This window comes from Rouxiella sp. Mn2063, assembly GCF_049319665.1.
Taxonomy (GTDB): Bacteria; Pseudomonadota; Gammaproteobacteria; order Enterobacterales; family Enterobacteriaceae; genus JBMOUD01.
Genome location: NZ_JBMOUD010000005.1, coordinates 80,584 through 104,219, shown reverse-complemented (window position 1 = coordinate 104,219; position 23,636 = coordinate 80,584). Strand labels below are relative to the sequence as shown.

General features: G+C 48.8%; 15 protein-coding genes and 2 pseudogenes. 10 read left to right on the top strand and 7 right to left on the bottom strand.

Annotation, left to right across the window (positions count from 1 at the left end):
* Positions 1-19 precede the first annotated feature (19 nt).
* Both ACL9RG_RS09895 and ACL9RG_RS09890 read left to right on the top strand, forming a co-directional pair.
* Positions 20-10,156: a hemagglutinin repeat-containing protein gene (locus ACL9RG_RS09895; protein ID WP_422792430.1), complete on the top strand. Its 10,137-nt coding sequence runs from the start codon at positions 20-22 to the stop codon at positions 10,154-10,156.
* Positions 10,157-10,158: 2 nt separating this feature from the next.
* Positions 10,159-10,494 carry a hypothetical protein gene (locus tag ACL9RG_RS09890; protein WP_422792429.1) on the top strand — a complete coding sequence of 112 codons (336 nt, stop codon included), beginning with the start codon at positions 10,159-10,161 and terminating at the stop codon, positions 10,492-10,494.
* Between the two features lie 62 nt (positions 10,495-10,556).
* Here ACL9RG_RS09890 and ACL9RG_RS09885 read toward each other — a convergent pair.
* Positions 10,557-10,682 (bottom strand): annotated as a pseudogene (locus ACL9RG_RS09885) (SymE family type I addiction module toxin); the annotation flags it as partial.
* On the opposite strand from ACL9RG_RS09885, the pseudogene ACL9RG_RS09880 reads away from it, so the two are divergent.
* The 3 genes and pseudogenes from ACL9RG_RS09880 to ACL9RG_RS09870 all read left to right on the top strand — a co-directional run.
* Positions 10,660-10,923: pseudogene (locus tag ACL9RG_RS09880) on the top strand (VENN motif pre-toxin domain-containing protein); the annotation flags it as partial. The pseudogenes ACL9RG_RS09885 and ACL9RG_RS09880 overlap by 23 nt on opposite strands.
* A 39-nt stretch (positions 10,924-10,962) precedes the next feature.
* A complete protein-coding gene (locus ACL9RG_RS09875) occupies positions 10,963-11,916 on the top strand; it encodes a DUF6862 domain-containing protein (RefSeq protein WP_422792601.1) in 954 nt (317 codons plus the stop codon).
* Positions 11,913-12,209 carry a barstar family protein gene (locus ACL9RG_RS09870; RefSeq protein ID WP_422792428.1) on the top strand — a complete coding sequence of 99 codons (297 nt, stop codon included), beginning with the start codon at positions 11,913-11,915 and terminating at the stop codon, positions 12,207-12,209. Before ACL9RG_RS09875 ends, ACL9RG_RS09870 begins: the two co-directional genes overlap by 4 nt.
* Positions 12,210-12,257: 48 nt before the next feature.
* Here ACL9RG_RS09870 and ACL9RG_RS09865 read toward each other — a convergent pair whose 3' ends face one another.
* Positions 12,258-12,491, bottom strand: coding sequence for a SymE family type I addiction module toxin (locus ACL9RG_RS09865; protein ID WP_422792600.1), 234 nt, complete (start codon positions 12,489-12,491; stop codon positions 12,258-12,260).
* A gap of 290 nt (positions 12,492-12,781) precedes the next feature.
* Between ACL9RG_RS09865 and ACL9RG_RS09860 the strand changes: the two genes are divergently transcribed.
* On the top strand, positions 12,782-13,168 hold the full coding sequence (locus tag ACL9RG_RS09860) for a contact-dependent growth inhibition system immunity protein (RefSeq protein WP_422792427.1): 387 nt from the start codon (positions 12,782-12,784) through the stop codon (positions 13,166-13,168).
* 142 nt (positions 13,169-13,310) lie between these two features.
* On the opposite strand, the gene speD is transcribed toward ACL9RG_RS09860, so the two are convergent.
* The 3 genes from speD to ACL9RG_RS09845 form a co-directional block, all read right to left on the bottom strand.
* Entirely contained in the window at positions 13,311-14,105 is a 795-nt protein-coding gene (gene speD / locus ACL9RG_RS09855) for an adenosylmethionine decarboxylase (protein ID WP_422792426.1), read from the bottom strand.
* Positions 14,106-14,134: 29 nt separating this feature from the next.
* On the bottom strand, positions 14,135-15,007 hold the full coding sequence (gene speE, locus ACL9RG_RS09850) for a polyamine aminopropyltransferase (protein ID WP_422792425.1): 873 nt from the start codon (positions 15,005-15,007) through the stop codon (positions 14,135-14,137).
* A 251-nt stretch (positions 15,008-15,258) separates the two neighbouring features.
* Complete coding sequence (locus tag ACL9RG_RS09845; protein ID WP_422792424.1) at positions 15,259-15,606, bottom strand: YacC family pilotin-like protein; 348 nt, start codon at positions 15,604-15,606, stop codon at positions 15,259-15,261.
* A gap of 212 nt (positions 15,607-15,818) precedes the next feature.
* Between ACL9RG_RS09845 and cueO the strand changes: the two genes are divergently transcribed.
* Together cueO and hpt are read left to right on the top strand one after the other, a co-directional pair.
* Positions 15,819-17,459 (top strand): multicopper oxidase CueO, encoded by a 1,641-nt coding sequence (gene cueO, locus ACL9RG_RS09840; RefSeq protein ID WP_422792423.1) that lies wholly within the window; start codon positions 15,819-15,821, stop codon positions 17,457-17,459.
* A gap of 503 nt (positions 17,460-17,962) precedes the next feature.
* On the top strand, positions 17,963-18,493 hold the full coding sequence (gene hpt / locus ACL9RG_RS09835) for a hypoxanthine phosphoribosyltransferase (protein ID WP_422792422.1): 531 nt from the start codon (positions 17,963-17,965) through the stop codon (positions 18,491-18,493).
* 909 nt (positions 18,494-19,402) lie between these two features.
* Here the strand turns inward: hpt and can are convergent.
* The gene (gene can / locus ACL9RG_RS09830) at positions 19,403-20,053 is read right to left on the bottom strand and encodes a carbonate dehydratase (protein WP_422792421.1); all 651 of its coding nucleotides are present in this window, start codon (positions 20,051-20,053) and stop codon (positions 19,403-19,405) included.
* Positions 20,054-20,199: 146 nt separating this feature from the next.
* Between can and ACL9RG_RS09825 the strand changes: the two genes are divergently transcribed.
* On the top strand, positions 20,200-21,123 hold the full coding sequence (locus tag ACL9RG_RS09825; protein ID WP_422792420.1) for an ABC transporter ATP-binding protein: 924 nt from the start codon (positions 20,200-20,202) through the stop codon (positions 21,121-21,123).
* Positions 21,123-21,893 carry an ABC transporter permease gene (locus tag ACL9RG_RS09820; protein WP_422792419.1) on the top strand — a complete coding sequence of 257 codons (771 nt, stop codon included), beginning with the start codon at positions 21,123-21,125 and terminating at the stop codon, positions 21,891-21,893. Before ACL9RG_RS09825 ends, ACL9RG_RS09820 begins: the two co-directional genes overlap by 1 nt.
* A gap of 58 nt (positions 21,894-21,951) precedes the next feature.
* Here the strand turns inward: ACL9RG_RS09820 and ACL9RG_RS09815 are convergent, their stop codons facing one another.
* On the bottom strand, positions 21,952-23,589 hold the full coding sequence (locus tag ACL9RG_RS09815; protein ID WP_422792418.1) for an FGGY-family carbohydrate kinase: 1,638 nt from the start codon (positions 23,587-23,589) through the stop codon (positions 21,952-21,954).
* Positions 23,590-23,636: the final 47 nt, after the last annotated feature.

The following is a 23,636-nucleotide window of genomic DNA, read 5'->3' as shown; positions in this document are numbered from 1 at the left end:
TTAACAAAGGACGTTATCCATGAACAAGCATTGTTATCGCATTATTTACAGCCGAACGAAAGGTGAGTTGCAGGTGGTGTCGGAACTCGCCCGCAGCTGTAGCACTATGCCTGGGCAAACCCGAAGCAGCGGCGGCGCGCGTTTATGGGTAACAGTACGCCGCGCTATCTGGTTAATGAGCCTAGTGTTATTTGCTGAACCTGTTGCTGCTAACGGTATTGTGGCTGATGGTCAAGCTGTAGCAGGGCTGAGGCCTGAAGTGATCGTCACTCAAAATGGGGTGCCGCAGGTCAATATCAACGCGCCGAATCAAGCTGGGATTTCGCACAACCAATATCAGCAATTTGATGTTGACCAAAAGGGTGCAATCCTCAATAACTCGGCGGTAATGACCTCAACTCAGCTTGCGGGCTATATTCAGGGGAACGCTAAACTCAACCCAAATTCTGCCCCCGCTAAAGTCATTCTTAATGAAGTGAATAGTAATAATCCGAGCCAACTACGCGGCTTTCTTGAAGTAGCGGGTGGCAAGGCTCAGGTGATTGTTGCCAACCCGTCCGGTATCGTGTGTGACGGTTGCGGCACCATTAACGCCGGGCGTATGACGTTAACAACGGGTAAACCGCAGTTGAATGCCGACGGTAGCTTAGCGGGATACCAGGTAGAGCGTGGCGTGATCCGTATTGAGGGCGGCGGTCTGAATGGCGACTCTCGCCATGATACTGAATATGTTGATGTCCTGGCGCGTGCAGTAAAAGTGAATGCTGGCATCTGGGCTAAGCAAGGTGTGACGGTGGTGGCTGGTCGTAATCAGATCAGCGCGGATACTAAACGTGTTGACGCCTTGGCTGGCAATGATGCGGCTCATCCTGAACTTGCGATAGACATGGGGCAGATGGGAGGTATGTACAGCGGCTATATCCGCATGGTGGGTACCGAAACCGGCGTTGGGGTGCGCAACCAAGGCGGGCATCTTCAGGCTGACAAGACGCTAACCGTGAGCAGCGAAGGTAAAATAACCTGGCAGGCAGCGGCATCTGAGCCTTATACCCAAGCCGGAGGGGATATCACTCTGGCGGCTAAAGATACCGTCGAGCATCACGGCAAATTGCATAGTGGTGGCCAGCTCAATGTGCAAAGTCGTGAAGGTGAGATCCGACAGTCGGGTACGCTAGCCGCGAGCGGTAATGTGACGTTGCAATCGGCAAAAGGGATCAGCAGCAGCGGGCATATGTTGTCCGGTAGCGATCAGAACAGTACCTTAATTCGCCCCGCAGATTTAACGCTCAGTAGTCAAGGCGATATTCATGCCAACGGTAGTCTGCTGAGTAAGCAGAAAATCAACATCACCGGTAAGCAGGTCGATATAAATAATAGTCGCCTTGCAGCTGAACAGGCGGTGCTGACTGCGAAAAACGGGCATGTATCGCTGCAACAAGCGCAAGTTGATAGTCAGCAATTTACGGTACGTAGCCAAGGCAATGTACAAGCACAACAGGCGCAAGTCCGCGCCGGACAATGGGATATCTCTGCCGATAATCTACTGAATCAAGGCGGTGTTTGGTCACAAGTAGGGGAAGGTGAAAGCAGTTTTACCCTTACTGGTGGGCTGGATAACACAGGCGGTAGCATAGAAGCGCAACAGCTCGTCCTCAATACGGCTGCTCTTAATAATAATCAAGGGCGTCTGGCCGCACTGGGCAGTGTTGCACAACACTGGCAGGTTGGTGGGCTGTTAACTAATCACGATGGGATGCTGGGTAGCAATAGTCGCTTGCAACTTGATACTGACATGTTGGATAACGAGAACGGCACGCTGCAAAGCCAGTCACAGCTGGCAGTTTCGGCACAGCAGGGTATAAACAACCACCAAGGTAAGTTGCTATCTGGGGACAGTCTGAAGCTTAATTCCCAAGCTGCGCTTGATAACAGCGCGGGGGAGATACTTGGGCAAAATTTGGTGTTGAGCACTCAAGGTACGGTTGATAACCGCACGGGGAAAATCTACGGCCAAAATTTACAGATTGGTACGCAGTCACTCAATAATGCTCAAGGTACGTTGGTTAGCCAAGGAGAGTTACAGCTCAAGGCCCAGCAATTAATCGATAACCAGCAAGGTGTAATCGAAGCGGCAGGCCGACTTGATGTTAACTCAGAAGGTGGCTGGGATAATCGCAAAGGTACAGTGACGGGCAGGAAACAGGTCAACGTTGCGGCACATGATATCGACAATACCGAGGGCAAACTGCAATCGGGGGGGGGATTGGCGCTTAAAACCGCTGGTGGCATCAATAATCAGTCTGGTGCTTTAACTGCTCAGCAAGATTTTACCTGGCAAGGTAGCGCGCAAAGCTTGTTGAACAATGAGGCGGGTAAGCTGCTAAGCGACGGAGCGATGCTGCTTGAAGGCGGACAGTTGCATAACGGTCAGCAAGGTCTAGTACAAAGCCTTAAAACGCTTGAGGTGAAGCTACGTAATGAGTGGGATAACCAAGTCGGCAAGCTGACGAGCGCAGGCAGTAGTACCTTGCGGGCTTCCGGTTTCTTAAATACCAACGGTGAAATTCAGGCGCTAGATACGTTAGATATGCAGCTAACGGGGAACCTGGATAACCACGATGGCAACATCATCAGCCAGAAAGCATTAGGTTTACAGGCTGATAATATTATTAATAACCAAGGAAGTATTGGTAGCGCAGGCGCATTGACGATTGCTACCCAGCATTTGGATAACCGTAAAGGGGAAGTGTTGAGCCAGCAAAATACAGAGCTGAGCACTAACACGCTAGATAACCAGCAGGGTACCTTGCAGTCTGCCGCTAATATGGCGCTACATACATTGCAGGATATCTATAACCAGGCCGGAAAGATCAGTGCACAATTACGACTGTCGGTGCAGGGGGAAGCAGCGCAAGGACCGACATTACAGAGCACTGCACAGATTTCGACTTCAGGGATGTTGCACAATGCTGGCGGACAACTGCTAGCCGGTGAACAGCTACAAGTTGATGCTCAGGGTATTGATAACCAACAAAACGGCATGCTTTATAGCCAAAAACACCTGCAACTTACCTTAAATGATAATTTAGATAACCGTCAGGGCAAACTGCAAAGTGGCGAGAGCACTCAAATCAGCGCTAAGCAACTGTTGAATACACAAGGAGTCATCGACAGTCAGCAGCATCTCGGTTTGCACATCTCAGGATTATTGGACAATAACGGCGGGACGCTCCGAGCTAATCAGGCGCAGCAGATTTCTGCCGATGTACTCCAAAATCACCAAGGTACGATCAGTAGCCTCGGTGATATCGCGTTGACGACCAACCAGCTTGATAACCACGCAGGGATGATAATTAGCCAAGGAGCGGGTGATTATCAACTCGGTCAGCTTAATAATCAGCAGGGTAAACTCCACAGTGGCGGCAGGCTGCGCTTAGGCGCTAACACCGTGGATAATCAGGGCGGGCAATTGGTTTCTGCGCAGGCGTTAGATGTTAAGAGCCAGCAGATTGATAATCATAACCAAGGAATTATCAGCAGCCAGGACGCACTAACAGTGCATACCCAGCAGTTAAACAACCGGGATGGCGGTGCGCTAATTGGTACAACTAATACTGAGATAAATGCGCAGTCTTTAGATAACACGGCCGGCCGTCTGCAAAGTGCAGGTACATTAACGCTATCTCAACTGAATACGCTGGATAACCAACAAGGGAAAATCTTATCCGGTCATGCGCTTAGCATTAATGCGGGGGGCACTCCTTCTCTGACTTTGTTGAACCAAAGTGGCAATATTCAAAGCAATGGTACTTTAACGGCGAATACTCTGTCGCTCAATAACCAGGGCGGCACATTGCTCAGCCAGCAGGCGTTAGCGCTGAGTGTTCAACAGGATTATACCCATCAGGCTGGTGACACGATAAGCAGTAACAGCGGTGTTGCCTTCTCCGTGGCGGGAACTTTAACCAATTTAGCCGAATGGTTATTGCCGGGTGATCTCAATCTCCAAAGTGCTAATTTTACTAACCTGGCCTCTTTGGTCGGTAAAAATCTTCATTTGGCTACCGGAACTGTGCTCAATAAAGGACGTATCGAAGCCAACCAATTGACACTCCAAAGCGATACTCTGGACAACCAAGCGACGTTAATGGGCGATCGGATAACGGTTAACAGCAGAGCGTTGGATAATCACGGCCGTGAAGCATTAATTGCGGCGACCGAGCAACTCAGCCTGTTGACCGGTGAGACTCTCATCAATCGCGATGCTGGTTTTATTTACAGCGCGGGCACATTGCATTTATCCAGTAACGACTTGATTGAAAACCGTGCCAGCAATATTGAAGCGGAAGGCGATATTGTCCTTGAGGCTAAACGTTTTAATAATCTGCGAGAAGGACTGGAGATAGAACGGGAAGCGGAGAAGACCGACTATAAATGGCATCGTTATAACTACTATTGGCGTTCTTATGGATCTGGCGTCAATCATGATGAAAGTACCATCGCGGCGACGACTCAGAAGTTAACTTTCCGTGATGATGTTGCCGTAGAAAGCAACCGCTATGGCACACTGCTAAATATTGACGCTACAGCCAAGAAGGCTGAAGTGAAGGTGAAAAATAACCGTGGTGAACTCGTCAGCTTGTGGGTCAATTATAAAGCGTTAACACCGAATGCGGACGGTAGCTACAACATGACGTTCTATGAAACGCGTGGATGGCACCAAAACAATGTTCCAACCCCTTATCAGAACACAGTATGGCGAGAGCATAACCGAGGGCGAGTGGAACAATTTGACCCAGAGATACACATTACTGGTGAGGATATCCCTTTTGTTGACGATTATAACAATCTGCGTGAGCGCGGCGTCAGTGGGACACGTACCACGGATAAACTGATTTCTGCTGGCATTGGGGCTACATTGCTTTCTGGCGGCAATATGACGCTACATATTGGCGAAAAGCTGAATAATGATGCCAGTACGGTCAGCTCAAATGGCAATCTGACCATTGATGGCAACGGTTCTGTGATTAACCAAGGTTACTCGGTGAACCAACGGGAACAGGAATATATCGTTGACCATTACGACCGAGATACCAAGCATTGGCACCCTGAAAACCGTAGCGATATCACCACGGCTTTGATGACTATTGATGCGGTTATCAGTGGCAATGGTAATGTGGTGCTGACCGGCACTCATCTGGAAAATACCACGGTTAATCAGGCGCAAATTAGTACGGTAGAAGCCGCTAAACAGGCGGCCGCGGCGGAACGTGCAGAGTGGGAGCGCAATCCGTTATCGGTGACTTTGTCAGATAGCCACTGGCAAACGGCGGATACCGATCTGGCTGCTGGCAAGGCTCCGCTGACTCCGGGAGAGCTGGCATTAACCGATAAACAACACGTCGCTAAGGTGGGGTTAACTATCCCTGATAACGCCTTATTCCGTCAGCAAGCAGCGCCAAATAGCCCTTACTTGGTGGTGACGGATGCACGTTTTACCAATAAAAACAACTTTATAAGCAGTGACTATATGCTGCAACGCGTGGGTTATGACCCAAGCCAGACGCATAAGCGTTTAGGTGATGGCTATTACGAACAACGGCTTGTACGTGAACAGTTGCTCAACTTAACTGGCCGTCCATCATCGCACGGTGAAGATGCGATGGCGCAATATAAATCCTTGATGAACAACGGTATCAAAGTCGCGAATGATTTCCACTTGGTACCTGGCGTGGCCTTAACGCCGCAACAAATTGCTGCGCTACAGCAAGATATTGTTTGGATGGTGAGTGAAACGGTAGATACCGCACAAGGACCACAAACGGTTTGGGTACCTAAAGTCTACCTGGCTAACAGCAGCCTGAGGCTAACTGGCGATGGGGCGGTGATTGCGGGGGGCAATTTGCAACTGTCTACCAATAGCATCAGCAACGCAGGCAATTTGTTTGCCGATAAAGCACTTAATATTGATACCAGCCAACTCTTGCATCAAGGCGGCGACATCCACGCTGATACCCTTAATGTGCAGGCAGATAACATCAAGCTCAGTACAAATTTGCAGGATGCGTTGCGTCAAGCCAGCATGAGCGCACGTGAACTTAGTCTAAGCGGTAGCGATATTAGTCTACAAGGTGCCAAGCTTAGCGCTACAGATAACCTTAGTTTGAGTGCCAGTAACAATCTAAGCATTTCCACCGCTCATAGCAGCCACACAGCCGACCTTGATGTGATTTCCGGTGCAATGGGGAATCGCAAAAGTGAAGGCATGGAAGAAGCTGGCAAAAGAATGGCACATGTCAGCGGCGAATGGCAGCAGGCGCTGGGCAGTAGCCTAAATGCAGGCGGTAATCTCAGCTTGCAAGCCGGTAATGATCTTACCGTGAAAGGTAGCCAGGCTGAAGCTGGAGGGAAAGCACTGGTTCAGGCCGGTGGTAATGTCTCACTGCTCGCTGATACTACTACCAACAACACCCGTTTGCAGGCCAATAGCTCTACATCGAGCGTAGATAACACACGCCGGGAAGAAACGTTGCACACCAGTGCCTTAAGCGGTGGTAAAGGCGTGACAATCCAGTCGGGCGGTGAATTCGTTGCCGAAGGTGCGCTCGTTAATAGCGAATCAGGTGGTATTGACCTCAGTGCGCAGCAGATAGTGATAAAAGAAGCGCATCGACAGGTTAGCGACAGTGACAGCGAAAGCAATAAAGTTGGCAAAACGAAAAGCCAGCGGCAGGTTGAGAGTTCACGCGATACGTCACAAAGCAGCGTCTTCAGCGCTAAAGAGGGGATAACGGCAACGGCGAATCAGGGAGATATCGCCCTGCAAGGTAGTACTCTGCACAGTGAAGATGGCACGATAGCGTTACAGGCCAAGAAAAACATCACCTTGGATGCCAGCTATGACGAGCAGCACCTCTCTGAGAAAAGCAGCAGTCAGAAAAAAGGTTTCCTGAGCAGCAAACAAAGCAATGTCGAACTGGAAGAACATAGTCGCACTGCTAACGGCAGCATGGTGAGTGGCAAAGAGGTCTCGGTATTAGCAGGCCAGGATCTGGCGGTGAAAGGCTCATCGGTCGTGGGTGAGAATAAAGTCAGTCTGCAAGCAGGTAATAATGTCGATATCTCAGCTGCTACCGAAGAACGGTCGAGCTACCGGCTGGAAGAGAAGAAAAAGAAAGGGGTATTTAGCGGCGGTGGATTAGGTTTCACTATCGGTAGCACCTCATCGCGCCACGAAGCTAAAGAGAAAGGCACCACGCAAAGCCAGAGCGTCAGTACCATTGGTTCAACCGGCGGTGACGTCAATATTGTGGCGGGAGGCAAAGCGCATATCGGCGGTGCTGATGTGATCGCGAGTAAAAACGTGAATATTGCCGGTGATAGCGTACAGATAGACCCGGGTCGTGATATTCATCGTAGTGATGAAACCTTCGAGCAGAAAACCAGTGGCCTGACAGTGTCTTTATCTGGCACGGCAGGCAGTGCGTTGGGTTCTGCTGTAGAGAGTGCTCAGCAGGCTAAATCTTCGAGTAATGAAAGACTGTCAGCACTACAAGGTACTAAAGCGGCGTTGTCAGGGATTCAGGCGGTACAGGCCGGACGGCTAGATGCGGCGAAAGGCGGAGATCCAAGCAATAATAATACCGTGGGTCTCAGCCTGTCCTATGGCAGTCAGTCCTCTAAATCTACCCAGCACAGCGAGCAGAACACTGCGTCAGGTAGCAGTCTGACCGCTGGGGATAACCTGAACGTTGTGGCTTATGGTAAAGGAGGTAAGGCCGATAGCGGTGATATCAACGTACAAGGCAGCCAGCTACAGGCCGGTAAAGACATCATGCTCAACGCGCAGCGCGATGTTAATCTGCAGTCAGCACAGAACACGCAGCTTTCCACTGGTAAAAATGAAAGCCATGGTAGTAATGTTGGGGTTGGCGTAGGCGTTGGTTCAGGCGGTGCCGGGCTGAGCCTTTCTGCCAGTCAGAACCAAGGGCGTGGCAGTGAGAGTGGTAATGGTCTTACGCATTCAGAGACCACCCTAAATGCCGGTAAGCAGGTCGCTATTATCAGCGGGCGCGACACCAGCCTTCTTGGAGCTCAGGTTACAGGCGAAACGGTGAAGGCTGACGTTGGCCGTAATATGCTGCTGGAAAGCCAGCAGGACAGCGACTATTACGACTCGACGCAGCAAAACTCCAGCGTTGGTGGTGGTTATACTTTTGGCGGCGGTGGTGGTTCACTAAGCGTCAACCTGAGTCGCGATAAAATACACAGCAACTACGACAGCGTGGTTGAACAAACGGGTATTTTCGCCGGTAAAGGTGGTTTTGATATCAAGGTTGGGGAGCACACTCAGCTAAACGGGGCGGTAATCGGCAGCACGGCCACAGCGGATAAAAACCGCTTAGAGACAGGCACGCTGGGCTTTGAGAACATAGAAAATAAAGCAGACTTCAAGGCTGAGCACCAAGGTTTTGGGCTCAGCACGGGCGGTAGCATTGGCGGCCAGTTTGCAGGGAACATGGCAAACGGGTTGCTGGTGGGGGCCAATCATGAAGGGCATGCTGACAGCACCACGCATGCGGCGGTGTCGGATGGCAGCATTATCATCAGGGATAAGGACAAACAGCAGCAGGATATTGCTGACCTGAGCCGGGATGTAGAGCGTGCGAACCAGACGTTAAGCCCAATCTTTGATAAAGAGAAAGAGCAGCAGCGGCTACAGCAGGCGCAGGTGATAGGGGAAATCGCCACTCAGGCAATGGATATAGCCCGCACAGAGGGGCAGATACGGGCTATCAGCGCCGGTAAGGCTGAGCTGGGGAGAGAGCCGGGCAAAGGGGCATCGAAGGAAGAGTGGGCGAAATACAACGCCGACCTGGCTAACACGGCGTCCTATAAAGCTGAGATGGCGAAATGGGGCACAGGGGGAGATATCCAGCGAGCGATGCAGGCAGCCACGGCGGCGGTGCAGGGGCTAGCTGGACATGATATGGCGGCAGCCATCGCCAACGGTGCCGCGCCATATATCACCAAAGTGATAGCAGATACGTTGCCGGACCTGGCATCCCGGACCTTAGCGCACGCGGCAGTTAATGCGGCATTGGCTGCGGCACAGGGTAACAATGCACTGGTGAGTGCAGCAGGCGCGGCGACCGGCGAGTTGATAGGCAAGATAGCATCAGATGCGTACGGCAAATCGGTGAGTGAGCTAAGTGAAGAAGAGAAACAAACGGTCTCAGCGTTAGCAACGCTGGCAGCGGGCTTGGCAGGGGGGTTGATAGGCAACAGCACGGCTGATACAGTCGCGGGAGCGCAGACTGGTAAGACGGTTGTGGAGAATAATCACCTCAGCACGGCACAACAGAAAAGCCGCAGTGAAGAACTGGCCAAGTGTCAGGGTGATGATAGCTGTCGCTCAGAGGTCAGAGAAAAATACCGTCGGGAATATGACGCGGTTCAGGAACGGATAACCAGTTGTACCGGTGCCGATCAATGTGTGGCGGTAGCCAAAGAATTACGTGTTCTACAGAGTGATTACAGTACGCGAATTGGTGAGTTGCAGGAGAAAGCCAGAACGAATGGTATAGGCTCCCTGACCGCAGCGGAAACCAGTGAATGGGCCAATCTGCGTGGTGCGCTATCGAATATCGAAGCTTCACGAGATCTGGTGATCCATCGCGCTCAACTGACCGGTGGTTCGGAAGAAACCAGTCGTGAAATAGCGAATATCATGGGGAGTACGGGGATCGCTTCGGCAGGCGGGATCGCCGGAGGGATTGGTAAAGGAGGTAAGGCTGGTCATGCTAATAATGCTGGCGAGAAAAATAGTGCATCGAGTCATTTCCCTTCTAATCCTAAAGATTTGACAGCATCTTTAGGTGTTGAACCTAAAGTCTCGACAACTCAGCACGGCACAACGCGCATGGTTTGGGAGCCTAATAGCAATACTAGAATTCGCTATGAGAGTCACCCGGGTGATGAGGGTGTATTTAATCCTCGTCATCATGGTGAACACTATCATATAGAGGTAAAACCAGATAATTTGACTTGGAATCAGGCTAAAAAGCAGAATTCTATTCAAAAAGTAAAGCCTGAAAATTATAAACCTGGTCATGGAACAGGTTTCTTACCGAATGAAAAACATCCTGGAAAGTAATTATGCAAATGAATGAACTTCAAATATCAGATGGAAAAATATTAAGTTTTACATCTGATTTACAAGGGCTGAAACTAGTTTTCCAAGATTGGAAAGAAAAGAAATGGGCTTTATTCTTTCATGAAGTGCTTGCTGTTCAGTCGATTAGTATAGAAGGCGAGGAGTTATCACATTTAGCTATATCTAAAGATGATGAATTTAAACGGATAACGTTAGAATACTTTTTAGATGAAGAAGCTAATGATTTTAATTGCTACAACTTTTTTGGCGTCTGGCGAGATAGTGTTTTATTGAAGATTGTTGCCAAAGATAATTATAAAATAGAGCCAATCGACTGATTAAATTTAGTGAATTGCCCCATAATCCCGGCCTCGGCTGGGATTTTCACGTTTAGGCCGCCTTAAAACTTAAACTCGGTCTCAATCACCATCCTGCCTTTTTCAACGGTAATGATCACCGGCTGACCGGTATCAAACCCGGCTGCTTCCATCCAACGGCCTTTAATGGTGAGCTGTGGAATGGGGTTGCCGGACCTGGCATCCCGGACCTTAGCGCACGCGGCAGTTAATGCGGCACTGGCTGCGGCACAGGGTAACAATGCACTGGTGAGTGCAGCAGGCGCGGCGACCGGCGAGTTGATAGGCAAGATAGCATCAGATGCGTACGGCAAACCGGTGAGTGAGCTAAGTGAAGAAGAGAAACAAACGGTCTCAGCGTTAGCAACGCTGGCAGCAGGCTTGGCGGGTGGGTTGATAGGCAACAGCACGGCTGATACAGTCGCGGGAGCGCAGACTGGTAAGACGGTTGTGGAGAATAACTGGCTGAGTGTGCAGGAGGCTGAACAGAAAGGAGTTCTGGAGCGTAAAGAGAAAAATGGAAACCTAACGCCTGATGAAAAAGAAAAACTAGAGAAACTCAAGGAAACAGACAAGGCGCGAGATCTGGCGATACAAGCCGCCTGTACGAATGGTAATAAAGGCAGCGGAGCCTGTGGTGCCTTGATAGCCCCGTCCCAAGAAGCGCTGAAAAAGTATGGCGAAAATGTTACCTACTCTCTGTTGTATAAAGACCTGTATCCAAAAGATGCGAATAATCTCAGTGGTATACTACGGGGACTGGATGCGGGAAGCGTAACGCGTGACCAGGCCATCACGGCGATAGCGAAATCATCGGGTGTGAGCTGGGAGACAGCGGCGAGCCGTTATGATACGGCGATGCAGTTGCATGGGATAACGTCGGCGCTTGCTGGGGTATATGGGACGAAGGGAGTCAAAGAAGAGGTAACTCCTGAAGTGAAATCCTCAGCACCTGCAACCAAGCCGGGAAGCAGTAGCCAGCCGGAAAGTAAACCGTCCAACGGTGAAAATACCGCACACAATGCAGCCAATTATGCCGGTTTGAAGATGGATTTGAAGACAACTCAGGCAGCAAATGAAGTTGTAGATAGTTTACGTAATACTGGGAAATTACCTCAAAATTATGTGGATAAAACTCAAGCTATGGCTAATGGATGGAAGCCAGGTAAAGCCTTGAATAACACTCCAAAGAATGGTCAGATAGGCGGTGATATTTTTGAAAACTCAAACAATATATTACCTTCTATGCCGGGGAGAACGTGGCGTGAGGCAGATGTAGGCTTAGATAATACAATGTCTAGGAGTAATCAGGCAGGAACAAGATTGTTATATTCAGATGATGGTTTGCTATATATCACAACGGATCACTACAAGTCAGCGACTTCAATAGGCACGTGGAAATGAGTAAAAATGACATAATGATCGACGGATCAAATATATATACCGAGTCTCAGTTCCATAGTATTTTGGCTGAATTACTGAATTTTGGTCCTTATTATGGACACAATTTAGATGCTCTATGGGATCGGTTGAGTACGGATGTTGAAAGGCCTGTAAATATAATTTGGACGCATTCTGATTTATCAAAACAACGTCTTGGAGACTATTTTAATAAAATCATTCAGATTTTTGAGCGGACAAAACAGCAAGATATAAAATTTTCTTGGGATGATAAGTTCGATTATATTTTAAAATAGCAAAGATCCCGGCCCTCAAGCCGGGATTTTACTTTATCAACCAGTCAGTTATCCCTTCCTCTCTGCCCGCTTCTGCGGCGCTGCAACCACCTGGATAAACTCTGTTATCTGCCGCTGCTTGCGGGCTGAAAGCTTGCAGACTTTGCGCAGTGTCTGCATCACCTCGGGTTCCTGCTCTGGTTCTTGCACGGTAATAATCAAACAGCCTTGCAGCACCCGAACGTTAACCGGCGTACCGGTCTCAAACCCCGCGTCAGCCAGACAGCCGCCTTTAAGGGTAATCCTGGCGCATGCTCATCGTAAACTGCGTGGCCAGATAGCTAACATGATTCTCTTGTAGTTAAAATGACCTATAGAGAATTTAATCTTACTAGAGAGTTAGAATTAGCCGTACTAGAATTATTGTTGAATTTGAATTATCGCTTGAAGAACAAGCTATTCAAAATATCAAAGAAATGTCAGTTTTAGACTACTCAAGGTCATTAAAAAAATAAGATAAACTTTATTTATCTATTGCATTGGATTTGTTCAATAAATAATATTCGGTTATTTATGTTTTAGGGTTTATTCGTATGACTACTTTTCGTGAATTGATGGGAAATAAAAAATCAGCTACTGAGTTAAGCCAACAATCGCCACTTGAGCTATGGTTTGAGAGTGTACTTGATGTGCCTATTGATAGTCTTGCTATAGGGGATCTTTGCAAAGCAGTTAGACAGGAGGTTTTTATTGAGCATTTGATTCCTAATGTTTTAAATGTATTGACTGAGGATCCTTTAGCAGGAGAGTATTATGATGGTGAACTGATTACCGCACTGTCTACAATAGACAGTAAAAAGTTGAAAGACCCAAAAGAAATATTCAATAAAATTAAGGGGGTTATAAATAAAGTAGACCATTTATATATTGATAATGAATTGAAAGGCAGCATTGAAAAAATAAATAGAATGTTTATATAGGTTTTTATATATAGCGTGCTGAATATTTCTTATCAGATAGATTATACTATCTACGTACATATTATTTACTTTCTATGAGAACGTGTCAGAAAAGGGCCGCAGTGTTAAATCGCGACCTCATCTTGATTACACCCAACTGCCATCACACAGACGGAATATTCCTGCCGTAATAGATCTCCTGCATCTCTTTGTATAACAGATCGGTGATCGCTTGCCGCTCTGTGGCATGCAGTTCGTTCGGCTTGGCGTTGAATAGATAATTATTGAGATCGAATGCCTTCAATTTCATCTTGGTATGAAAGATGTTCTCCTGATAGACATTGACGTCCATCATGTCATATAACGCTTTGATATCCTGAGACATGAAGTTTTGGATTGAGTTGATCGAGTGATCGATATAGTGCTTCACACCGTTCACATCACGGGTGAAGCCACGCACGCGATAATCAATAGTGACGATGTCAGATTCCAACTGGTGGATCAGATAATTGAGTGCCTTCAGCGGAGAGATCACACCGCAGGTCGACACCTCGATATCTGCACGAAAAGTACAAAGTCCGCCTTCGGGATGGCTTTCAGGATAGGTATGTACGCAAATGTGGCTCTTATCGAGGTGAGCAACCACTGAACTTGGCAGCGGGCCAGGGTGTTCGGTGGTATCGACATCACGAGGATCGACCGGCTCTTCGCTGACTAAAATCGTTACGCTGGCACCCTGTGGTTCGTAATCCTGGCGTGCAATGTTCAGAACGTTGGCGCCAATAATTGAGCAGGTCTCGGTCAGGATCTCGGTCAGGCGATTGGCGTTATATTCTTTGTCAATGTAAGCGATATAGCCATCGCGATCGTCCGCAGTTTTGGCATAACAGATATCGTAGATACAAAAACTCAGGCTCTTGGTCAGATTGTTGAAGCCGTGTAGTTTCAGCTTTTGCAATTTAGTTCACCTCCTTATGGATGCCAGCCTTATTTAATAGACAGTGCATTCAATAGATACTGGGGCAGCGCAAAGCTACCAATGTGGACAGCTGGGTTGTAATAGCGGCATATCATGCCTGCTGCCTCAAAACGCGCCTGCAACCTCTGGCTATCAATCTGGCGATATTGTGGATTATTTGTCGCCCAAGCGAAGGTCATGATCCCGCCGTAATAGGTTGGGATAGCGGTCTGATAGAAACTAACGTCGCTAAAATAACGGCTGAGTTTTTGGTGGCTATTGATGGCTTCATCCTGCTGCAAGAAACAAACGCCATTCTGTGCCACGAAGATCCCACCTGGATTCAGGCACCGCGAGCAGCCTTCATAGAAAGCGGAGGTGAACAGACTCTCTCCGGGGCCAATGGGATCGGTGCAATCAGAAATGATCACATCAAACTTGTCTGTGGTTTGATTAACGAAGTTAACGCCATCTTCAATGACCAGTTTGAAACGCACATCTTCGTAAGCCCCGGCGCTATGGTTCGGCAGGTACTGGCGGCAAAAGTCGACCACGCCAGCATCGATTTCGACCATGGTGATCTGTTCAACCGCTTTATGACGGCAGACTTCACGTAACATTCCGCCATCACCGCCGCCGATGATCAACACCTTCTTGGCATGGCCATGCGCCAGCAGCGGGACGTGAGTCATCATTTCGTGATAAATAAACTCATCACGTTCAGTGGTTTGCACCACACCATCCAATGCCATGACTCGGCCTAACGCTGCATTCTCAAAAATAATGAGATCTTGATGATCAGTCTTCTCGTGATACAGCACTTTTTCAACGCTGAAATATTGGCCGAAGCTGTCATGCAGCGTCTCATTCCACAAATGCTTTTTCGACGTATCGTCAGACATTAAGGTGTTCCTCCTGAACAATTTTCAGATATGAAAACAGGCGCGGCATGATAACCAATTCTGGTATGCCATGCACGGCTGTCTCTGCGGTGAGTAAAGTTTGAAGGTAACAGTCTGCCAGCAATAAGTGACAAAAGATGTACAGAGAAAAGAGCGGGTAATAAGAAAAATCCTGATGAAAATAGCCTGCGTCATATCCCCAAAAGAGGGACGCAGGAGTTGGCTGGAGAATCGGCGTTATCTGTCTTAAATCAGTTACTGTAGGTCAATAAACTCAGTGACTCACGCGCCAGAGATTGGCATTTCAAAGGCTTAGCAACTGCGATGCCGCTTAAGTCTTCATAACTATCTTCGCCCATTGCTTGCATATTAAAATCATTGTAATTGCTTAAATCCCAACGATTTTGTTGCGCGAAAAACACAATGGCTCGTTTGATCTGTGCATTCGGTAATTGCTCATAACCGCAGTTATTTTTCAGATAAACGAACACCGCTGTTAAATCGGCTAAATCTTCTGCTTCCGGCTCTGTGAGTGCTTGGCTTGCTGTGGAAAATCCAAGCAAAGTCAGTAAAAACACGCTTAGTGTTAATTTTTTCATAGTATTGTTTTTTTACAGGATCGTGGCTCATAGTAAATGCAATCGACGTTATCATATTTGCTCAGACTCGCGCCAAATTTCTTTTTTATGCCCAAGAGATACGAGTACCTAAAATCAGTTTGTCGAGTTAATCAGGCTTGACCTTGTCCTTAGGGGAAAGTGTAGGCTAGCCATCGTCGTATAAATCCCTTCATTCAGACAAGGAACCGCTTATGCTTCGTCGTGATTTTATTAAATGGACCGCCTTGTGTGGTGCGGCTAGCGCATTGCCGGGCTGGAGCCGGATGGCATTTGCTGCAGAGCGGCCAGCACTGCCAATACCTTCGGTTTTGCAGCCGGACGTCCATGGCAAATTTACCCTTAATTTAATGCAGGGGCAGAGCCAGTTTTTACCGGGAGTCAAAACCAATACTTGGGGCGTAAATGCTGATGTCCTTGGCCCCGTCCTGCGATTACGCAGCGGCAAGAAAGTTAACGTCAGCATCAATAACCGGCTGCCACAAGCGAGCACCGTGCACTGGCACGGGCTGCTTATCCCCGGCAATGTTGACGGCGGGCCTGAAGCTGTTATTGCCCCCGGCGCCAGTTATCAAACCGAATTTATGATCGATCAGCCAGCTTCAACCTGCTGGTTCCATCCTCATCCTCATCAAAAATCGGGATATCAGGTCGCGATGGGGCTCGCCGGATTAGTGCTGATCGAAGATGAACATAGCGATCAACTCGCCCTGCCGATGCGCTGGGGAGTTGATGACATCCCGGTTATTTTACAAGACAAACGCCTGAACGATGCCGGACAAATCGATTATCAACTCGATATCATGAGCGCGGCGGTCGGTTGGTTCGGTCAGCATATGCTGACTAATGGCGCTATTTACCCGCAATTTGCCGTCTCGCGTGGCTGGTTACGCTTGCGCCTGCTCAATGGCTGTAATGCGCGTTCGCTAAATATCAGTACCAGCGACCAGCGCCCAATGTATGTTATCGCCAGCGATGGTGGATTCTTACCTGAACCGGTAAAAGTGACCGAACTACCGATGATGATGGGCGAGCGCTTTGAGGTGTTGGTGGAATGTAGCGATGCCAAACCGTTTGATTTGGTGACATTGCCCGTCACGCAAATGGGGATGACGCTCGCGCCTTTCGATCAACCCTTGCCGGTATTGCGTATTCAGCCAACACCGACACAAGGCATGATCCTCATTCCGGATACGCTGATCCCAGTCCCTGCGCTGATTCCGACCGATGGATTACCGACTCGCTTACTGCAACTATCGATGGACCCGCAGCTGGATCAACAGGGAATGCAAGCCCTGATGGATCGTTACGGTCACCAGGCAATGGCCGGTATGAGTATGGATAGCCACGCAAGCGGTGATATGGCTTCAATGCCTGGCATGCAAAGCACTTCTGGCTCGCACGATATGGCAGGTATGCACGATATGGCTGGGATGTCCGATAGCGATCACAGCAAGATGACAATGGCTCACTCAGCGCCTTATGATTTTATGTCTGGTAATAAAATCAACGGCAAAGCCTTCGATATGAACAACCCAGCGTTCGATGTCAAACAGGGCCAGTTCGAGAAATGGACCATTTCTGGTGAAGGCGACATGATGCTGCATCCTTTCCATATTCATGGCACGCAATTCCGTATCCTCAGCGAAAATGGCAAACCGGTTCCGGCCCATCGCCAAGGCTGGAAAGATATCGTCAGAGTTGAAGGTGGTCGCAGCGAAGTACTGGTGCAGTTCAACCATCTGGCGGATAAAAAGAATGCTTATATGGCGCATTGTCATTTGTTAGAGCATGAGGATACGGGGATGATGCTCGGCTTCACCGTCTCCTCCTGACCAGCTGCGCGTCGGCCATACTGCGTTGTGGCCGCACGAAAAAATGCTCATTTACTGATGTAAACTGCGCTTTTTTCTTAGCAACCACGCCTTGTCTGGCCTTAGCTCGCTCGGTCAAGGGGGTTGCGCGTCGGCCATACTACGTTGTGGCCGCACGAAAAAATGCTCATTTACTGATGTAAACTGTGCTTTTTTCTTAGCAACCACGCCTTGTCTGGCCTTAGCTCGGTCAGAAATTTTTACTCACTCAGACGCTGCTAAAGCCCGTTATTAGGGAGAGCACACTGTTGGGGCCATAGCGGTTTATCCGCCGGAGCGCCCCTAAGTGTGCTATGCCCGGGTATCGCGGATTACCAGACGACATTACCCTGAAGGCTATACCTCCACCCCTGCTTGGTAAGAATGACTCCTGGCTAGGTTGTTTGTTATAATCCCGGCGCATTAACGGTCGTGCTCCCCGTCGGGAGGCGATACACATTCATTTTTCAGGTGGTTAGCTTTATATGGAACACAGCGTAGACGTCATGATTTCCGAGCAGGAAGTCAAAACCCGTATTGCCGAGTTAGGCCGTGAAATCACCGAGCACTACCGCGATAGCGGCAGTGAAATGGTGCTGGTCGGGCTGCTGCGCGGCTCTTTCATGTTTATGGCTGACTTGTGTCGTGCCATTGATGTTCCTCATGAAGTGGATTTCATGACCGCATCAAGCTACGGCAACGGTATGTCCAGCACCCGTGACGTAAAAATCTTGAAAGACCTGGATGAAGATATCCGTGGTAAAGATGTTTTGATCGTTGAAGACATCATCGACTCAGGCAACACCCTGAGCAAAGTGCGCGCCATCCTTGAACTGCGCGGCCCGAAATCTCTGGCTATTTGCACCTTGCTAGACAAACCAGAACGCCGTGAAGTTGACGTTACCGTTGAGTATGTAGGCTTTGCCATTCCTGACGAATTTGTTGTCGGTTATGGGATTGACTACGCGCAGCGCTATCGTCATTTGCCATACGTGGGTAAAGTCATTCCGTTGTAAGTTAGACCGAACGTTGGGCGGTTTCTTTAAGCCAGAAGGGCTTTTAGGCCCGGAGGGCCTAATACCGTTTAGGGTTAACGGCTTAACGGCTTAAAAGTAGTGTAAGTTTCGGCTTCTCAAATGCAGTGTTTAATATGGCATTGCAGCCTAAGCCGCTTCAAGGGGAGAGGCGCTCCCCTTGAAAATCCCGCGCCTTTTTATGGTGTTATAGCGGATTCCAATTAGGCCATGTTTCAGGTACCGCGACGACAGGCGCAAATGCCGCTGCTTCGCAGTGCCTTCAGTCGGGATTCGGACTCGCTCAATAAACACTTCGCGATTTCTCACCGCTCCTTCAGCGCCATTTCGAGCGCGCCACTAACTTTTTTACTTCAAAAGCTAAACTGCCTGCGCCTTTGACCTTAAACGCCGCCAAGCGCACTCAAAATTTCACCGGCAAGTGGTGAGAGACAATCGTTTTATCATTGGCTCGAATCCCGTAGACGGGTATCCTGGATGGGATGAAATTTGCGCTATCACGGAAGCTGCTGAAACATGGCCTCCGCTGGATTGGATATTGAAGTGATAAAAGGCGTGGGATCGCGAAGGGGGGTGCCACCCCCCTTGGCTCGGTTTCGGCTACAATGCTAAATTGATCTCCGAATTTGAGAAACCGAAATTTACACCGTTGCCGGTTTTACAAAACCGCCCCAAGCTCGGTTAAGCTTGAACAAACCGAAATTTACACCGTTACCGGTTTACAAAACCGCCCCAAGCCCGGTCAAGCTTGAACAAACCGAAATTTACACCGTTACCGGTTTTACAAAACCGCCCCAAGCTCGGTCAAGCTTGAACAAATCGAAATGTACGCCGGTTCAGCCCTTAAACTGGACGATGTTAAGCCATTCCGGCTTAAGGAAACCGCCCCTGCTACGGTTTTTGCAGCAACGCTGAAACCCCTTGTCGATACCGTTGCTCAAGTATTTCTCGGCTGGTTGATGTCACGTCCAAATCTCTCAGTTGACCGTTTTGCAGGCCGTAAACCCAGCCATGAATACTGACTTTCTGGCCTCGTTTCCAGGCAGAACGCATCACCGTTGAGTGGCCAAGGTTGTAAACCTGCTCAACAACGTTCAGTTCGCACAGTCTGTTCAAGCGTTCATCTGGTGGCAGTTCTCCTAACAGCGAACTATGTTTGAACCAGATATCACGAATATGCAGCAGCCAGTTGTCGATCAAACCTAACTCTGGATTCTCAACCGCAGCCTGTACACCACCGCAGCCATAGTGGCCGCAAATGATCACATGCTCGACTTCGAGGACGTCAATCGCGTACTGAACGACTGACAAACAGTTGAGATCGGTATGAATGACCAGATTTGCTACATTGCGGTGCACAAAAAGTTCCCCCGGCTCAAGACCGGTCAATCTTTCGGCAGGTACTCGGCTATCGGAACAGCCGATCCACAGAAACCGCGGCTTCTGGGCCAATGCTAACCGTTCGAAGAAACCAGGATCTTCCTCGACCATGATTTTTGACCAAGCTGCGTTGTTGTTAATAAGTGTTTCTATGCTCGTCATGAGAATTTATAGCCTGTAAAGAACCAACCGCGATGGGTTAATATAGGGGAATGCCCGCGATTTTAAAACTGATAAGCGGTTCATTGCAGTAAACAAGACGCAGTAAACAAGAAAATAAGACATCTAAAAAAGGTAAGACTTCACTTATGACATACGCATTAGAACTGGAGAAGTTGACCAAAACTTACGCAGGTGGCGTCCAGGCTTTACGCGGAATAGATTTACGTGTTGAAGCTGGTGATTTTTATGCGCTGCTTGGGCCAAATGGTGCAGGGAAGTCTACAACCATCGGTATCATCAGTTCTCTGGTGAATAAAACAGCCGGGAAAGTTCGCGTTTTTGGCTACGATATTGATAAAGATATCGTTAACGCTAAAAGACAACTTGGCCTGGTTCCGCAAGAATTTAACTTCAACCCGTTTGAAACCGTCATGCAAGTGGTGGCGAATCAGGCTGGTTACTACGGCGTTAAGCGTGCAGATGCGCTTGAGCGTGCTGAGAAATACCTCACTCAGTTAGATTTGTGGGGCAAACGTAATGAACGTTCTCGCATGTTATCGGGCGGGATGAAACGTCGCTTGATGATTGCTCGTGCTCTGATGCACGAACCAAAATTATTGATTTTGGATGAGCCGACCGCCGGAGTAGATATTGAATTGCGCCGCTCGATGTGGAGCTTCTTACAAGAGCTGAATGCGCAAGGCACCACAATTATTCTCACCACTCACTATCTGGAAGAGGCCGAAATGCTGTGCCGTAATATCGGCATTATTCAGCATGGTGAGCTGGTGGAAAACACCAGCATGAAAAATCTGCTTTCTAAGCAGAAATCAGAAACCTTCGTCTTAGACTTGGCGGCGAAAAGCCCGTTGCCACAGCTTGAAGGCTACAAAAGTACCTTGATTGATACCTCGACGCTGGAAGTTGAAGTGATGCGTGAGCAAGGGCTTAACGCTGTATTCAGTCAGTTGAGCTCACAGGGCATTCAAGTATTGAGTATGCGTAATAAAGCTAACCGGTTAGAAGAATTGTTTGTCACCCTGGTTAATAGCAGTGAGAGGAAAAAATAATGTCACAACTCTATTGGGTGGCGCTAAAAAGTATTTGGGCAAAAGAGATTAACCGCTTTGGCCGCATCTGGGTGCAAACCCTGGTGCCACCGGTTATCACCATGTCTTTGTACTTTGTTATCTTTGGTAACCTGATCGGTTCAAGAATCGGCGATATGCACGGTTTTAGCTATATGCAATTTATCGTGCCTGGGCTGATCATGATGTCGGTTATTACCAACTCTTATGCCAACGTGGCGTCATCGTTCTTTAGCGCTAAATTCCAGCGCAACATTGAAGAGCTGCTGGTGGCGCCGGTGCCCACGCATGTCGTTATTGCCGGTTATGTTGGCGGCGGCGTGGCTCGCGGTATCTGCGTCGGAATGTTAGTGACAGCCGTTTCACTGTTCTTTGTCCATCTGCAAATTCACTCTTGGTGGATAGTCGCGCTGACTATTTTGCTGACGGCTATTCTGTTCTCATTAGGTGGGCTCTTAAATGCGGTCTTTGCTACCACCTTTGATGATATCAGCCTGATCCCGACCTTTGTGCTGACACCGTTGACGTATCTGGGCGGGGTATTCTACTCAGTGACACTATTGCCACCGTTCTGGCAGGCGGTATCCAAGCTTAACCCGATTGTTTATATGATCAGTGGTTTCCGCTTTGGTTTCTTAGGTATCACCGATGTGCCTTTGGTCTTTACTATGAGTGTGTTACTGGCCTTTATCGTGGTGTTCTACCTTCTGGCTTGGTATCTGATTGAGCGCGGCCGCGGTCTGCGTAGCTAAGCTAAATAGCGCATCAATAAAAACGGGAGCCACCAACGCTCCCGTTTTTTTATGGTAATTACGCCTGCTCCTGCATCAAACGGCGGTATTTCATATGGTCATGATAAAGCTCATGAAACACCTTATATTTGCGGTCGTAATACTCTTTTATTTTGTTGGTTTGCGGTGTCACCGTTTTACCGATGCGGCTCATCGCCGCCATCGCTTCTGGCAGCGAATCATAAACACCGGCCGCAACCGTGCCCATCATGGCACTGCCGAGCAGCATGGCTTCACTTTCTTCTGGTAGCAACATGGCACAGCCAGTGGCGTTAGAATGCTCCTGCACAAACACCGGGTTTTTGGTACCGCCGCCGCTGGCCATCATGGTATCGATGCTATAACCACTCTGATTCATGGTTTCTATGATGTGGCGTGTTCCCAGTGCTAATGCTTGAATAGTGGCTAAATAGTGCAATGCCATATCTTCAGGCGTGCGCGACAGCTTAAGACCGGTCAAGGTACCCGTTAAGGTCGGATTAGCACGTGGAGAACGGTTGCCGTGGAAATAGGGCAGCATGTGAATATCTTTGGTCAGGAACGCAATATTCTCAGGCTCGCCCGCCATCTTACGCAGAATGCTATTGAGTACTTCATAAATCGTTTTGCCACTATCTTTGCCTTTTTTGAGCAGGTCTTGGTAGCAAGGGTGCGACTGGATAACATGATCAATCAAGGCACCCGTAGTGGATTGGCCGCCTTCATTTAACCAGTAGTCAGGCAGAATAGCGGAATAGTACGGCCCCCAAATACCACCGATATAGCGTGCACTGCGTGACATCGCCATATGCGCAGTCGACGTGCCGCCAATCAGGGCAATGCGGTGATCAAAATCCGCTGTTTCTCCTGACGCGCCGCTGGCACCCAGAATACCGAGGCTCCCCGCGTGGGCATCAATAATGGATACGCTGACAGCCGTACCTGCCATCAACCCCATTTCGCTGGCTGCTCTCTGGGTTAAGCCATGCCCCAAGGGTTGGCCCATGGTTTTCACTTCGCTACCTATTTTCGCGGCATTGTTCTCCAGCAAGTCACTCAGCCCGATTTCTTTGAAATAACTTGGGTCCCAACGATCTTCATGACCGATATAAGTCCACTTACACACGGTAGAGCATAGGGAGCGAGTCTGATCTTGCGTGGCACGCCATGTCAGGAAGTCAGGCAGGTCAAATAAATGACCGACATTGCTCCAGGTTGTTGGCATATGTTGTTTGAGCCACAGCAGTTTCGGTGTTTGCATTTCCGGCGAAATAATTCCACCAACAAACTCCAACACCCGATGGCCGGTAGCATTGATTCGCTCAGCCTGAGTTATTGCTCGGTGATCCATCCACACAATAATATTTTGCTCGCTACGTCCAGACGGGCTGACTGTCAGTGGCTTACCTTCTTTGTCGAGTACCACCAGTGAGCAGGTGGCATCGAAGCCTAATCCTTTAACCTGAATCGGGTTGATATCAGCCTGATTCATTGCATCTTTCACCGCGTTACATACCGCTTGCCAAATTTCATCCGAGGATTGCTCAACAAAATCAGCCTGTGGGCGGAATAAGGTGATCTCACGGCTAGCTTGGCTAATCATGTGCCCTGTTATATCAAACACGCCTGCGCGAGCACTGCCAGTGCCGACATCTACGCCAATAAAATAACTCGCCATGTTTTTTTCCCATTAGTTTTCTTGAAGTCGATCGTTTTCTTGAGACC

Bases quoted from the DNA above. Each gene is read 5' to 3' on its own strand.
- ACL9RG_RS09895 (WP_422792430.1), top strand. From the start codon at position 20: ATGAACAAGCATTGTTATCGCATTATTTACAGCCGAACGAAAGGTGAG.
- ACL9RG_RS09890 (WP_422792429.1), top strand. From the start codon at position 10,159: ATGCAAATGAATGAACTTCAAATATCAGATGGAAAAATATTAAGTTTT.
- ACL9RG_RS09870 (WP_422792428.1), top strand. From the start codon at position 11,913: ATGAGTAAAAATGACATAATGATCGACGGATCAAATATATATACCGAG.
- ACL9RG_RS09860 (WP_422792427.1), top strand. From the start codon at position 12,782: ATGACTACTTTTCGTGAATTGATGGGAAATAAAAAATCAGCTACTGAG.
- speE (WP_422792425.1), bottom strand. From the start codon at position 15,007: ATGTCTGACGATACGTCGAAAAAGCATTTGTGGAATGAGACGCTGCAT.
- ACL9RG_RS09845 (WP_422792424.1), bottom strand. From the start codon at position 15,606: ATGAAAAAATTAACACTAAGCGTGTTTTTACTGACTTTGCTTGGATTT.
- cueO (WP_422792423.1), top strand. From the start codon at position 15,819: ATGCTTCGTCGTGATTTTATTAAATGGACCGCCTTGTGTGGTGCGGCT.
- hpt (WP_422792422.1), top strand. From the start codon at position 17,963: ATGGAACACAGCGTAGACGTCATGATTTCCGAGCAGGAAGTCAAAACC.
- can (WP_422792421.1), bottom strand. From the start codon at position 20,053: ATGACGAGCATAGAAACACTTATTAACAACAACGCAGCTTGGTCAAAA.
- ACL9RG_RS09825 (WP_422792420.1), top strand. From the start codon at position 20,200: ATGACATACGCATTAGAACTGGAGAAGTTGACCAAAACTTACGCAGGT.
- ACL9RG_RS09820 (WP_422792419.1), top strand. From the start codon at position 21,123: ATGTCACAACTCTATTGGGTGGCGCTAAAAAGTATTTGGGCAAAAGAG.
- ACL9RG_RS09815 (WP_422792418.1), bottom strand. From the start codon at position 23,589: ATGGCGAGTTATTTTATTGGCGTAGATGTCGGCACTGGCAGTGCTCGC.